We start from the raw sequence: 13,788 nt of genomic DNA, 5'->3' as shown, positions 1-13,788 counted from the left end.
ATGGCTGATCCCACCAAGAAGCCGGCAGGGCTTAACGAGAAGAAGGCAAACCGGCGCGGCGCGGCGCGGCTCGCGGCCGTGCAGGCGCTGTACCAGATGGATATCGCCGGCGCCGGCATCAACGACATCTTTGCCGAGTTCGAAAGCCATTGGCTCGGCAACGAGGTCGAGGGCGACACGTACCTGCCGGCCGAAGCGGCTTTCTTCCGCGACGTCGTCTCGGGCGTCGTGCGCGACCAGAAGAAGCTCGATCCGCTGATCGACGAGGCGCTGTCGAAGGGCTGGCCCTTGAAGCGGATCGAGGCGATCCTGCGCGCGGTGCTGCGGGCAGGGGCCTATGAGCTGGAGCACCGCAAGGACGTGCCGGGCCGGGTCGTCGTCTCCGAATATGTCGACGTCGCCAACGCCTTCGTCGACCGCGAGGAGACCGGCATGGTCAACGCCGTGCTCGACCAGATCGGCCGCCAGTTTCGCGGCGACGAGTTCGGGCGGGGGTAGGAACAGTCGATGGCCCCTGCAGTAGCCGTCATCCTGAGGTGCCGTAGCGAAGCGGAGGCCTCGAAGGACGACGGCGTGGCACTGAAGGTGCACCTCGGCCGTCCATCCTTCGAGGCTCGCAAGGGCTCGCACCTCCATCGACGATGGCTTCGCCATCGCGCAGGGATGACGGGTCTGCTATCGTGACACAGGACCGAACACAGCCCTCCCCCGAAGACTCCCTCATCGCGCGCTATTTCAAGCCGCTGGCGACTGATCCCGGTGCGTTCGGTCTGGTAGATGACGCGGCGGTGCTGTCGTCGTCCGGCGACGACATCGTCGTCACCACTGACGCCGTCGTCGAAGGCGTGCACTATCTTGCCACCGATCCCCCTGACACCATCGCGCGCAAGGCGCTGCGGGTGAACCTGTCCGATCTCGCCGCCAAGGGCGCGACGCCGGCGGGATTCGTGCTGACACTGGCGCTGCGGAGCAAGGAGGATGCCTGGCTCCGGCCCTTTGCGGACGCGCTGGGCGAAGATGCAAAGGAATTCGCTTGTCCGCTGCTCGGCGGCGACACGGTCTCGACGCCGGGCCCGCAGATGATCTCGATCACGGCCTTTGGCCGCGTGCCGCAGGGGCGGATGGTCGGCCGGACCGGCGCGAGGCCAGGCGATCGCATCCTGGTGACCGGCACGATCGGCGACGCTGCGCTCGGCCTCGACGTGCTCACGGGCGGTGCCGCTGCGGCTGCGCTCACGACCGATCCCGCTGCAAGGGAAGCCCTGATCTCACGCTATCGCGTGCCGCAGCCGCGCAACCCCTTGGCACGGGCCGTGCGCGATCATGCGACCGCAGCGATGGACGTCTCCGACGGCCTCGCCGGCGATCTGACCAAACTCTGCGCGGCGTCCGGGGTCTCGGCCACGGTCGACGTGACGAGCGTGCCGCTTTCGGCCGCGGCAGCAAGCCTGGTTGCCCGCAACGTGGTTTGCGTCGAGACGCTGCTTGCGGGGGGCGACGACTACGAGGTGCTGTGCACCGTCTCGCCGGCGCAGGGCGATGCGCTGATGGTCGCGGGGCGGGCGGCCGGCCTTGCCGTCACCGCGATCGGCACGATCGTTGCGGGCAAGCAGGGGCCGCGCTTCCTGGACGGGCAGGGCCAGGAATTGCTTTTGAAGCGGCTGTCCTACAGCCACTTCTAGGAATTGCTCCAAACCGGCATCTTAGTTCGCTGCACTTGGCCTAAATACCTGCCGAGATCGGCGTTTTCGGCCTTATCCGGCGTTGCACCCTCAATTTGATTTTGGCAAGCTTGCTACCGACTAAGGCCGCCGCTTTTGGGCAAGGGGCGGCTTTGTTCGAAATCAAGGCGCCGCACCGCTCGACGGACAACAAAAGGCGCCGGGGGTACATCAAGGATCTGAGGCAAAAATCACATGACAGCATTATGGTTGATAGTGCTCTGCGGAGTGCTTTCCGTCGTCTACGCGATTTGGGCGACGTCTTCGGTGTTAAGCGCGGATGCGGGGTCGCCGCGCATGCAGGAGATCGCGGGAGCGGTCGCTGAGGGTGCACAGGCGTATCTGCGGCGCCAGTACACGACGATCGGCATCGTCGGCGTGGTCATCTTCCTCTTGCTTGTCTATTTCCTCGGAATCTACGTCGCCATCGGCTTTCTGATCGGCGCCGTCCTGTCGGGGGCGGCCGGCTTCATCGGCATGAACGTCTCGGTCCGCGCCAACGTGCGCACCGCGCAAGCCGCGACCACCTCGCTCGCCGGCGGGCTCGAGCTGGCCTTCAAGGCCGGCGCGATCACCGGCTTGCTGGTCGCGGGTCTGGCATTGCTCGGCGTGACGCTCTATTTCGGCTTCCTGGTGCATTCGCTGAAGCTTGCGCCTGACAGCCGTACCGTCATCGACGCCATGGTGGCGCTCGGCTTCGGCGCCTCGCTGATCTCGATCTTCGCCCGTCTCGGCGGCGGCATCTTCACCAAGGGTGCGGACGTCGGCGGCGACCTCGTCGGCAAGGTCGAGGCCGGCATTCCCGAGGACGATCCGCGCAACCCGGCCACCATCGCCGACAACGTCGGCGACAATGTCGGCGATTGCGCCGGCATGGCTGCCGATTTGTTCGAGACCTATGCGGTGACCGCGGTCGCCACCATGGTGCTCGCCGCGATCTTCTTCGCCAAGACGCCGATCCTCGCCAACATGATGACGCTGCCGCTCGCGATCGGCGGCATCTGCATCATCACCTCGATCATCGGCACCTTCTTCGTCAAGCTCGGGCCGAGCCAGTCGATCATGGGTGCGCTCTACAAGGGCCTGATCGCAACCGGCGTCCTGTCGCTGATCGGCATCGCGCTGGTGATCTACTACCTGATCGGCTTCGGCAAGCTCGATGGCGTCGACTATACCGGCATGGCGCTGTTCCAATGCGGCGTGGTCGGCCTCGTCGTCACCGCGCTGATCATCTGGATCACCGAATACTACACCGGCACCGACTATCGGCCGGTGAAGTCGATCGCCCAGGCCTCGGTGACCGGCCACGGTACCAACGTGATCCAGGGCCTTGCCGTCTCGATGGAAGCGACCGCGCTCCCCGCGATCGTGATCATCGCCGGCATCCTGGTCACCTATAGCCTCGCCGGCCTGTTCGGCATCGCGATCGCGACTGCCACCATGCTGGCGCTGGCCGGCATGGTCGTCGCGCTCGACGCGTTCGGCCCCGTCACCGACAACGCGGGCGGCATCGCCGAGATGGCGGGCCTGCCGAAGGAGGTGCGCAAGTCGACCGACGCGCTCGACGCGGTCGGCAACACCACCAAGGCGGTCACCAAGGGCTACGCGATCGGCTCGGCCGGTCTCGGTGCGCTCGTGCTGTTTGCGGCCTACAACCAGGACCTCAAGTTCTTCGTTGCAGACTCCGCGCGCCATCCCTACTTCGCCGGCGTCAATCCGGACTTCTCGCTCAACAACCCGTATGTGGTGGTGGGCCTGCTGTTCGGCGGCCTGCTTCCGTATCTGTTCGGCGCGATGGGCATGACCGCGGTGGGCCGTGCCGCCGGCGCGATCGTCGAGGAGGTTCGGCGTCAGTTCCGCGAGAAGCCGGGCATCATGCAGGGCACCGACAAGCCGGATTACGGCAAGGCGGTCGACCTGCTGACCCGGGCGGCGATCAAGGAGATGATCATCCCCTCGCTGCTTCCGGTGCTGTCACCGATCGTCGTCTACTTCCTGATCTACGCGATCGCGGGCGGCGGCGTGGCCGGCAAGTCGGCGGCGTTCTCCGCCGTCGGTGCCATGCTGCTCGGCGTCATCGTGACGGGCTTGTTCGTCGCGATCTCCATGACCTCGGGCGGCGGTGCCTGGGACAACGCCAAGAAGTACATCGAGGACGGTCATTTCGGCGGCAAGGGCTCTGACGCCCACAAGTCGGCGGTGACCGGCGATACCGTCGGCGATCCCTACAAGGACACGGCGGGTCCCGCGGTGAACCCGATGATCAAGATCACCAACATCGTGGCCCTGCTGCTGCTGGCGATCCTGGCGCACTGAGCGGCGGGAGACGAGACAAGACAAAACCCCGCGGCGCGAGCCGCGGGGTTTTTGTTTGTAGTGACAGTGCGTAGGGCGGATTAGATTAGCGAAGCGTAATTCGCCCGAACCGCATCGAAGGCGGATTACGCTTTCGCTAATCCGCCCTACAGATCGCGGCCGTGCGTCACTGCACGTCCATCTGCAGCCCTTCCTTCTGGATGATGCCGGCGAACTTCTTCGTCTCGGCATCCACGAAGGCGGCGAACTGCTCGGGCGTGCCGTAGTCGGCGCGGGCGCCCATGGCCGCGATCTGCTTCTTGATGTCGTCGCGCTCCAGCATCGCCTTGACCTGGAGATTGAGCGCGCTCAGCACCTCGGGCGAGACGCCCTTCGGCAGGAAGACCGAGAACCACGACGAGACGTCGAAATTCGCCAGCTCCGGCGCGCTCTCGCGCATGGTCGGCAGGTCTTTCGCAAGGTCGCTGCGCTCGGTGGTGGTGACGCAGAGGCCGTTGAGCGTGCCGTTCTGCACCTGCGGCAGGCTCGGATAGAGGTTGTCGAACAGGATCTGGATGTCGCCCGCCAGCGCCGCCTGGAGCGCGGGTCCGGCGCCACGGAACGGGATGTGCGTCATCTTGAGGCCGGTGAGCTGGAGGAACCAGGCGCCGGTGAGGTGGGGGCTCTGGCCGACGCCGGAGGAGGCGTAGCTGAGCTTGTCCGGATTGGCCTTGAGATAGGCGATCAGCTCGGCGATCGACTTGATGCCGGTCTTCGGATGCGCCGACACGATGTTCGGGATCCGGATCATGTTGGAGACCGGCTGGAGCTGGTCCGGCTTGTAGGTCAGATTCTTGAAGATGCTATAGGCGATCGCGTTCGGACCGGGATTGCCGACCAGGATGGTGTGGCCATCGGGCTTGGCACGAACCACCTCGGCGGTGCCGATGGTGCCGCCGCCGCCCGAGCGGTTTTCCACGACGGCCGACTGACCCCAGGCGGTTTGCAGATGCGCGGCCAGGAGCCGGCCCAACACGTCGGTCGAACCGCCGGCCGCAGCCGGCACCACGAGGCGGACGTTTTCGGTCGGCTTCCAGTCGGCAAGGCTCGATCGCGGCAGGATCGCTGCGGCCGAAAGGCCGGCCACACCGGTGAGCACGCGACGTCGGGACAAAGTCTTAGGCACGAATCCACTCCCTGCTTCTTTCTTTGCAGGGAGCGTAGGAAACCGCAGATGCGACGGCAAGTCGCGCGCGGCGGTCAGTGCCGCGCGGAGGGCGGCACGACGCCGCAGGCGAGGGCATATACCTTCCGGCGGAATTGGAAGGCGTTCTGGATGCTTGTCTTGAAGGTTTTCCTGAAGCGAGCCGGTCGCCGGCTTCGCCCGAAAACGCTCCGGGACTCAGTTAAAGCTGAGCAGCTTGAACAGCGGCGTGAGGTAGCTCATCTCCTGGCCCGACGTCGGCGTGGTGCGGCTGATGAAGTCGAAAATCTTGCCGTCCTGCAGGCCGTAATTCGCGAGGCGCCGCACGCGCCGGTTCTTGTCGAAATAGATCGCGATGACGCGCTGGTCGACCACCTTCTGGTTCATGAAGGCGACCATGCGCTCCGAGCGCTGGGAGATGTAGTAGAACACTTCGCCGTCGAGGGTCGCCACCGTGGAGGGCGTGCCCATCACGATCAGCACCTGGTCCTGGCTCGCGCCGATCGGAATCTGCTCCAGCGCACCGGGCGGCAGGATATAACCCTTCTGGAATTGCTCGCCGGTGCAGCCCGTGAGCGCGGCGCCGACCAGGGCGACGGCGGCGAGCATGCGCAAGCCGCGCCAGCGTGCGTGAAGGCCGCGCCGCGTACCCGCGCGCAGGCTGATCTGGTTCGTTGTCGTCATAGCGGAACTGATTCCGTCCCCTTGCGTCGCGCGAGGCGCTGAAGTACCGGGCTGGGCGTCTGAATGCAACTCGCGCGCGCCCGCTTGCGGAAACCACAATGCTTTGGCCGTTCAATCACTTCAGGAAACCCCGGCTAACCCCGTCGGGCACCATTGAAGCCATCTATGGCATGATCGTGACGCAGGCGCGAGAACCCATATTTTACCGCGAGTTGGGCGTGCCCGATACGGTTAACGGGCGTTTCGACCTGTTGCTGCTGCATCTGTGGCTGCTGCTGCGGCGCCTGCGTACGGTCCAGGGCGCCACCGCAGGAGCCTCGGAGCTGTCGCAGGCGCTGTTCGACCGCTTCTGCGAGGACATGGACGACAATCTGCGCGAGATGGGGGTCGGCGACCAGACCGTGCCGAAGCGGATGCGGGCGTTCGGCGAGGCGTTTTACGGCCGCGTGCAGGCCTATGACCAGGCCATCGAGGCCGGCGGCGAGGCCCTGGCAGAGGCGATCTGCAAGAATATCTTGAATGGGACCGGCCCGGACCAGGCGAGGCGGCTCGCGGCCTATGCCCGGGCCACCGAGGCCGATCTCGGCCGGGCAGACGAGGCTGCGCTGCTGCGCGCCTCCTTCAGGTTTCCTCCAGCGCTTCTCGAGGGCGACACGCCATGAGCCGACCCAATACCGGATCCGAGCCCGATCCCTGGCGGGCCCCCGTCATCGTCGCGCAAATCCCCGACACCGGTCTGCATCGCAAGCTCGAGGCCTCGGTCGCCGAGCGGCAGGCGATGGCGGAGGTCGCAGGCCTCCGCGAGGTCCTGTCCGCCCAGGCCGACTTCGACGTGGTGCCGAGGAGCGGCGGCCGGGTCCAGGTGACCGGCAGCGTCCGGGCCCGAATCGGCCAGACCTGCGTGGTCACGCTCGATCCGATCGAAAGCGAGATCGAGGAGGAGGTGGACCTGGTGTTCGCCCCCGAGGCCGAGGCGCGCCGCCTGGCCGACCTGATCGCGGAGGGGCAGGACGAGGACGCGCCGCCTGAGGTCGCCGACCCGCCCGAGGCGATCGTGGGTGGCATCATTGACCTTGGCCGGCTCGCCACCGACGCCCTGTTCCTGGCAATCGATCCCTATCCGCGCAAGGAGGGGGTCGTGTTCGAGCCGGAGGTCACCGCCCCCGATCCGGAGGACCATCCATTCGCGGCCCTGAAGGCGCTGCAGGACAACAAGAAGGGCCAATAGCCGGGCATTTCCCCCAGGGATCGTCTTGCGGCGGTGTGCGAGGCATTTGCCGGGATGGTTTCAAAGCCTTCTTTATCTGGCTGATTTCAGTGCATTTCTTGCAGATTCAGGAGTTAGCGGCCGGATCGCCCCGGATGCAAAAGGCTGGGGGCAAGAGGTTGTTTCGGGGGTACAAAACGCTATTGTCGCGCCCCGGCCCGGGTGCGGCGTGGCGCTTGGCCGGCCGCCATGTCCGTGGCGAACTCATTTTGCGGTCCCGCTGATCCAAGACCGCACCAGACCAGGTTTCCAGGACTTTTATGCCAAGCAAGGTTCGCATCGCGCTGGACGCCATGGGGGGCGACGCCGGCGCCGCCGTGGTCATTCCCGGCGCCGCCATCTCGCTTCAGAGGCATCGCGAGACCGAGTTCCTGCTGGTCGGGGACCGCGCCAGGATTGAGCCCGAGCTCGAGAAGCATCCCGCCCTCAAAGCGGCTTCGAAGATCATCCACACCGACGTGGCCGTCAGCGGCTCGGACAAGCCGAGCCAGGCGCTGCGGCGCGGCCGCAAGACCTCCTCGATGTGGCTTGCCATCGACGCCGTGAAGAAGGGCGAGGCGGATGTCGCGGTCTCCGCCGGCAATACCGGCGCGCTGATGGCGATGTCGCGCTTCCACCTGCGCACGCTGCCCGGGATCGACCGTCCCGCGATCACGGGGATATGGCCGACCAGGCGCGGCGAGTCCGTCGTGCTCGACCTCGGGGCCACCATCGGCGGTGACGCGCACCATCTGGTGTCGCTCGCGGTGATGGGCGCAGCGATGGCGAGCGTGCTGTTCGACAAGAAGCGCCCCACGGTCGGGCTGCTCAATATCGGGGCCGAAGAGATCAAGGGGCACGAGGAGATCCGCGAGGCCAGCGAGATCCTGCGTGCGAGGAACCTGCCGGAGCTCGACTATATCGGCTTCGTCGAGGGCGACGGTATCGGCAAGGGGCTGGCCGACGTCATTGTGACCGAAGGTTTCAGCGGCAACATCGCGCTCAAGGCCGCCGAGGGAACCGCCCGGCAGATGGCGGACTTACTCCGCAACGAGATGCGGCGGAGCTGGTTGTCGAAGCTCGGATATCTCTTTGCGCGCAGCGCCTTCCAGGCCCTGCGCGACAAGATGGACCCGAACAAGTCCAATGGCGGCGTGTTCCTGGGTTTGAACGGATTAGTGGTCAAGAGCCACGGCGGAACCAGCGCCGAAGGCTTTGCCTATGCGATCGATGTTGGCTATGAGATGGCTCACTACGATCTCCTGAACAAGATCAATCAGATGCTCAACCGCGAGGGCGGTGCACTCAATTCCGTGCAGGCCGCGCAGGAGGCTGTTTCGTGACTCAAATTCGTTCGGTCGTGCTGGGCTGCGGCTCCTATCTGCCGGAGCAGGTGGTGACCAACGCCCAATTGGCGGCGCGTATCGACACCTCCGACGAGTGGATCGTGCAGCGCACCGGCATTCGCGAGCGCCACATCGCGGCCGAGGGCGAGTTCACCTCGCATTTGGCGATCAAGGCGGCGCAGGCCGCGCTCACCGATGCCGGCATGGACGCGCAGTCGATCGACCTGATCGTGCTCGCGACCTCGACGCCGGACAACACCTTCCCGGCGACGGCCGTTGCCGTGCAGCACGGGCTCGGCATCACCCACGGCGCGGCCTTCGACCTCCAGGCGGTATGCTCTGGCTTCGTGTTCGCGCTCGCCACCGCCGACAATTTCCTGCGCACCGGCGCCTTCAAGCGCGCGCTGGTGATCGGCGCCGAGACCTTCTCGCGCATCCTCGACTGGAACGACCGCGGCACCTGTGTGCTGTTCGGCGACGGCGCCGGCGCGGTCGTGCTGGAGGCGCAGGAGCAGCCGGGCAAGGCCGCGACCGACCGCGGCATTGTCACCACGCATCTGCGCTCCGACGGCCGCCACAAGGCAAAGCTGTTCGTCGACGGCGGGCCGTCCTCGACCCAGACCGTCGGCCATCTGCGCATGGAGGGCCGCGAGGTCTTCAAGCACGCGGTCGGCATGATCACCGACGTCATCGTCGATGCCTTCCAGGCGACCGGGCTCAATGCCGAGACCATCGACTGGTTCGTGCCGCACCAGGCCAACAAGCGAATCATCGACGCTTCCGCCCACAAGCTCCACATCGCGCCGGAGAAGGTGGTGCTGACGGTGGACCATCACGGCAACACCTCGGCCGCCTCGATTCCGCTGGCGCTGTCGGTGGCCCGCAAGGACGGCCGCATCAAGAAGGGCGACATGGTCCTGCTGGAGGCCATGGGCGGCGGCTTCACCTGGGGCTCCGCGCTCGTGCGCTGGTAGGGCCACAGTCGATAAAATTTTGCCGGAATCAGCGCCGATTATCGATGCGTGTGCATTGATGAGCGCTGTTGACCGCCGTATCGTAACCTCATAATTTCAGACAACAATTGTTCGCCGTGATGTGGGGCAGGGCGATGACCGATCAAAGTAAAACCGTAACGCGTGTCGATCTGTGCGAAGCCGTCTACCAGAAGGTGGGCCTGTCGCGCACGGAATCGTCCGCCTTCGTGGAACTCGTGCTGAAAGAGATCACCGACTGCCTGGAAAAGGGCGAGACGGTGAAACTGTCCTCGTTCGGGTCCTTCATGGTCCGCAAGAAGGGTCAGCGCATCGGCCGTAACCCTAAGACCGGCACCGAGGTGCCCATCTCGCCGCGCCGCGTCATGGTGTTCAAGCCGTCGGCGATCCTGAAGCAGCGGATCAACGGCCAGCACCGCGCCAACGGTGACGCCAGCAAGGCTCCACAAGAGGCATAACGCCTCTCGCAAAGGATTTGGCATTTGGACAAGGCGCCGGATGCGTTCCGAACCATCAGCGAAGTAGCGCAGGAGCTCGACATTCCGCAGCACGTGCTGCGGTTCTGGGAGACCCGATTCTCCCAGATCAAGCCGATGAAGCGCAGCGGCGGCCGCCGCTATTACCGCCCCGACGACGTCGACCTGCTCAAGGGCATCCGCCGTCTGCTCTACGGGGAGGGCTACACCATCCGCGGGGTGCAGCGGATCCTGAAGGAGCACGGCGTCAAATCGGTGCAGGGCCTTGCCGACAGCGCCGCCGCGGTCTCGTTCGGCGCCATCGAGGACGCCATCGGCGCCAGCTTGATGGAGCCCGACGACGAGGAGGCGCCCATCAATGGCGTCACCGACACCGACGATGACGACTACCAGGGTGATGAGGAGGAGGGCATCGACTTCCGCTTCACCGAGGTCGACGACGAGGAAATCCTCACCACCTTCCGCAAGGGCGGCACGGCTGCCGCGGCCCCGGCCGGCCCCAGCGCCATCGACCGGGAACGGTTAGGGCGCGTCCTCGCCGACCTCGTCGCCTGCCGCGAGATGCTGGATCAGGCACTGAAGGACGGCTAGGGGCGGGCTTCGCCGGCTTGCTGCCAGTTCCGGGGACTGTGGCCGGGACGGCAAAATGCTGCGGCCTCGCCTTGCGCATCGCGCCGATCCTAGCTAATGGAACGACGTTCGGAGCGTGGCGCAGCCCGGTTAGCGCACTAGTCTGGGAGACTAGGGGTCGGAGGTTCAAATCCTCTCGCTCCGACCAAATTCTTCAAATATTTCAATGGTCCCGTGGGCCGGCCGGTTATCAAAGAGCCGCCGCTTTACAGGCAGTTTACAATAATCGTTCTGGCGCTGTTCTTCAGTCGTGCATAGGGGAGCAGCATTTAGGACGCGTCCTAAAGAAACCCTTTGCCCATTAGGGCAACGCACTTAGAGAAATTCAACTAATCCGATAGCCAAAGCTCAAACTCGTCGGTTCAATATAACCGAGCAGGGTTGGGGTGGTGGTCAATGGTGCTCGCCGAGCCGAGCCTTCAGTTCTACTTAGAGCCTGAAGAGCCGATTGAAATTTCTGAGCTCACGGGGGCGCTGGCTGCAATTGCGCGGCAGTACCAAACGTATGCTGTTGAGAACGAGTTAGCCACTAAGAACTCAGAGGCGCGCCTTCTGGTGTCGGTTGTCAAACCCGGCAGTATCGACATCAACTTAGTACCCGACCTCGTCTCAACCGTGGCAATGGCCGGCCCCTTGCTGGCACCACTGATCGACAAGGTCGAGCTGATCGAAAAGTTCGGCAAGCATCTTAAGTCTCTGATCGACCTTTTTGCTAAGAAGCGAGAGGCGACAGCAGCCGACAATATCTCCATTAAAGACTGCGACGATGCAACGAACATAGTGAAACCGATCGCAAGTCACGGCGGATCGCAGACATTCAATGTGATCAACGGTCCGGTTACCGTTCAATTGTTGACTGTCACAGCTCAGGAAGCGTCATCGATTATTGAAACCGCTGCGCTCGAAAAGACGCTACTTCAGAATCCGAAGGCGGAGGTTTTGCAGCGCGTACCTATGGTTTGGAAAAGGTTGGACAGAGACTCCGTGAAGTCGGAAGCCAAAACAACTCCAGACCGTGCTTTGATAGAGGAAATAGATGAAAAGCCGCATGCAGTGTTTTTCACTGACGAGATGAGCCATCTAAAAATGCAAATGATCGGGGACGAAGAAAATCCTTATCAAGCAATCTATTTTGTGGATGTTGTTGTATCGCGGTCATCGGGCAAAGTCGTCTCCTACCGCGTGATTGGCTATTACGGCAAGGAAGAGCTCGAGCCGCTACCTCCGGCATAGTTCGCGGGCGAAGAATCGGAAGAGAATATCAGGGACTTCTTCCAGCGTGTATTGCGACACTAAAACTCGAAGCGATAGCATGGGATGGAATCGCAACTGGGGGGACTATGCCACGTTCTTGGCGTTCATGGATGCTTGCTGCTGCCAGAGAATGGAATTTCACGCCGACGCCAAGACCGGCGCGATCACGTCCGAAAAGCTCGATGACTAGTCCGTGTACTCATTAAGCGGCTGGCCGCCGCTAATGTCCGCTTAAGCCCGAACAGCGGCGGAGAAGCCGCAATCTTCCAATGTCGCTGAAGGGCCAAAAGCGGTCCTTCGGTGCTCTGACCACATGGCGGGGTGAAAGCGGGCTAGGTAATCACCGCACGGAACAGACGCCATTCGTCAGGCACGCCTTTGAGAGTGTGACGGCCGCGCTCTTCAAACGTCAATCCGGAGCCTGCTACGAGGTCGCGAACCGTCTGTGAGACCAGAACTTCACCCGGCGCAGCTAGCGCCGCCACGCGCGCGCCAATATGCACGGCAATGCCAACGATATCGTGCGCGACGAATTCGCACTCACCGGTATGCAAACCGCAACGGACCTTCAGATCGAGCGAGCGCACCGCATCGCGGATTGCGCTGGCGCAGCGTACGGCGCGCGCAGGTCCGTCGAACGTGGCAAGGAAACCGTCGCCGGCGGTGTTGATTTCGCGCCCGCGATACTGGCCGAGCACGCCCCGCGCTTTGGAATAGAACGCGTCGAGCAGTACGTGCCAGGCGCCGTCGCCGAGCATGGCGGCGCGTTCCGTCGATCCCGCAATGTCGACAAACAGCACAGTCGCAAGCACTCTATCTGGCTGGGCTGCCTGCCGATGCCCAGTGACGAATTCTTCGACCTCATCAAGGATTGCGTCCTGACTGCCTACCCAGACCACATGGTCCTGACCACTGAGCTCAATCAGTTTGGCGGAAGGAATCATCTGCGCCATGTAGCGCGCATGCTTCACGTCGATGACGCGCTCATCGGTGCGATGCAAAATTAAGGTCGGTACACGCGTGACGGGGAGGATATTTCTGACATCAATCTCCCGGTTCATGCGCATGATCGCGGATGCCGCGCCTGGGCTTGCTGAGGCCCTGAAGTAGGCGGCGACTTGCTCAAGTGCCTGCGTATCGCCCGCAAGGCTGGGCGCCCACATCAGCAAACTCATTGCATCTGTCGTGCCCCAGTGGTGCTCAATGTCATCGAGGAAAGTGCTCCACTGCGCATCAGTCCATCCGAATGTGTAGTCAGGAGCCCACGCGCGTCGCGCATAAGTGCCACAAAGAACCAGAGCGGACGTGCGTTCGGGATACGTCGCGGCATAGAGCAGCGACATCGGACCGCCCTCGGATACGCCAAACAAGGTGGCCCGCTGGGAACCGACTTGGTCCAGCACCGCCTGCACATCGTGCATCCGCTGTTCAAGTGTGAAGACCTGGGAACCGCGATCAGACATTCCGGTGCCGCGCTTGTCGAAAATGATGACTCGCGCAAACGTTGCAAGCCTGCGGAAAAAATAGGCGCGGCCCGGCGATTGCCAAAGCGCTTCAACATTGGAGACAAAACCGGGGACGAACAGCAGGTCGCGTGGACCGTCGCCAATCACCTGATAGGCAATATGGACGTCATCACTTTTGACGTAGTGAGTGGTCGGGATGTCAGCCATGTTGGCCTACTGCGCGACAAACCACGCTGCGCGAGTGTCGTATCACATTCCGCGTCAGGCTAGTGGGACTTTTGACGGGCTTGACTGCCGCCTACCCGTAGGCCACGGCCGCGAAGGCCGCTTAGGGTCAGAAGCTGCCATCACGCACCATGCCGAGGTTGGTCAGCTATGGGCCATGTGTGGACGGCTCCTGGTTGGCAAGGAGAATCTTCACTTTGCGGCGTTGGTCGGAGCGGCCATGTGTTCGGCCTGTTTGCGCGGTTCACG

13 protein-coding genes and 1 tRNA gene are annotated in these 13,788 nt (G+C 63.7%); 11 read left to right on the top strand and 3 right to left on the bottom strand.

From position 1 onward, the window contains the following. The 3 genes from nusB (at nucleotide 1) to GGD67_RS38530 (ending at nucleotide 4,037) form a co-directional block, all read left to right on the top strand. Nucleotides 1-498 (top strand): transcription antitermination factor NusB, encoded by a 498-nt coding sequence (gene nusB, locus GGD67_RS38540; RefSeq protein ID WP_018320048.1) that lies wholly within the window; start codon nucleotides 1-3, stop codon nucleotides 496-498. A 182-nt stretch (nucleotides 499-680) separates the two neighbouring features. After that, a complete protein-coding gene (thiL, locus tag GGD67_RS38535; protein WP_312009980.1) occupies nucleotides 681-1,682 on the top strand; it encodes a thiamine-phosphate kinase in 1,002 nt (333 codons plus the stop codon). 234 nt (nucleotides 1,683-1,916) lie between these two features. Then, nucleotides 1,917-4,037 (top strand): sodium-translocating pyrophosphatase, encoded by a 2,121-nt coding sequence (locus GGD67_RS38530; RefSeq protein WP_018320050.1) that lies wholly within the window; start codon nucleotides 1,917-1,919, stop codon nucleotides 4,035-4,037. Nucleotides 4,038-4,203: 166 nt separating this feature from the next. Here GGD67_RS38530 and GGD67_RS38525 read toward each other — a convergent pair whose 3' ends face one another. Both GGD67_RS38525 and GGD67_RS38520 read right to left on the bottom strand, forming a co-directional pair. Next, nucleotides 4,204-5,202, bottom strand: a complete 999-nt coding sequence (locus GGD67_RS38525; RefSeq protein ID WP_018320051.1) for a tripartite tricarboxylate transporter substrate binding protein — start codon at nucleotides 5,200-5,202, stop codon at nucleotides 4,204-4,206. A gap of 216 nt (nucleotides 5,203-5,418) precedes the next feature. Beyond that, entirely contained in the window at nucleotides 5,419-5,904 is a 486-nt protein-coding gene (locus tag GGD67_RS38520; protein WP_177237153.1) for an outer membrane protein assembly factor BamE, read from the bottom strand. A 98-nt stretch (nucleotides 5,905-6,002) separates the two neighbouring features. On the opposite strand from GGD67_RS38520, the gene GGD67_RS38515 reads away from it, so the two are divergent. From GGD67_RS38515 to GGD67_RS38480, 8 genes are all read left to right on the top strand, one after another. After that, nucleotides 6,003-6,566 carry a ubiquinol-cytochrome C chaperone family protein gene (locus GGD67_RS38515; RefSeq protein ID WP_179740180.1) on the top strand — a complete coding sequence of 188 codons (564 nt, stop codon included), beginning with the start codon at nucleotides 6,003-6,005 and terminating at the stop codon, nucleotides 6,564-6,566. Continuing rightward, nucleotides 6,563-7,132 (top strand): DUF177 domain-containing protein, encoded by a 570-nt coding sequence (locus GGD67_RS38510; protein WP_179740178.1) that lies wholly within the window; start codon nucleotides 6,563-6,565, stop codon nucleotides 7,130-7,132. The genes GGD67_RS38515 and GGD67_RS38510 overlap by 4 nt, the downstream gene beginning before the upstream one ends. Nucleotides 7,133-7,431: 299 nt before the next feature. Then, nucleotides 7,432-8,493, top strand: coding sequence for a phosphate acyltransferase PlsX (gene plsX, locus GGD67_RS38505; protein WP_018320055.1), 1,062 nt, complete (start codon nucleotides 7,432-7,434; stop codon nucleotides 8,491-8,493). Continuing rightward, the gene (locus GGD67_RS38500; RefSeq protein ID WP_179740176.1) at nucleotides 8,490-9,470 is read left to right on the top strand and encodes a beta-ketoacyl-ACP synthase III; all 981 of its coding nucleotides are present in this window, start codon (nucleotides 8,490-8,492) and stop codon (nucleotides 9,468-9,470) included. Before plsX ends, GGD67_RS38500 begins: the two co-directional genes overlap by 4 nt. Before the next feature lie 134 nt (nucleotides 9,471-9,604). Then, a complete protein-coding gene (locus tag GGD67_RS38495; RefSeq protein ID WP_026202294.1) occupies nucleotides 9,605-9,946 on the top strand; it encodes an integration host factor subunit alpha in 342 nt (113 codons plus the stop codon). 24 nt (nucleotides 9,947-9,970) lie between these two features. After that, nucleotides 9,971-10,555, top strand: coding sequence for a MerR family transcriptional regulator (locus GGD67_RS38490; RefSeq protein ID WP_179740174.1), 585 nt, complete (start codon nucleotides 9,971-9,973; stop codon nucleotides 10,553-10,555). A 109-nt stretch (nucleotides 10,556-10,664) separates the two neighbouring features. Further along, nucleotides 10,665-10,742, top strand: a tRNA-Pro gene (locus tag GGD67_RS38485). 248 nt (nucleotides 10,743-10,990) lie between these two features. After that, nucleotides 10,991-11,827 (top strand): hypothetical protein, encoded by an 837-nt coding sequence (locus tag GGD67_RS38480; RefSeq protein WP_179740173.1) that lies wholly within the window; start codon nucleotides 10,991-10,993, stop codon nucleotides 11,825-11,827. Between the two features lie 353 nt (nucleotides 11,828-12,180). On the opposite strand, the gene GGD67_RS38475 is transcribed toward GGD67_RS38480, so the two are convergent. Further along, on the bottom strand, nucleotides 12,181-13,521 hold the full coding sequence (locus tag GGD67_RS38475) for an adenylate/guanylate cyclase domain-containing protein (protein WP_179740171.1): 1,341 nt from the start codon (nucleotides 13,519-13,521) through the stop codon (nucleotides 12,181-12,183). Between the last annotated feature and the right edge of the window lie 267 nt (nucleotides 13,522-13,788).

The organism is Bradyrhizobium sp. IAR9 (assembly GCF_013408065.1).
Lineage (GTDB): Bacteria > Pseudomonadota > Alphaproteobacteria > Rhizobiales > Xanthobacteraceae > Bradyrhizobium.
This window is presented reverse-complemented; position numbering and strand designations above follow the sequence as displayed.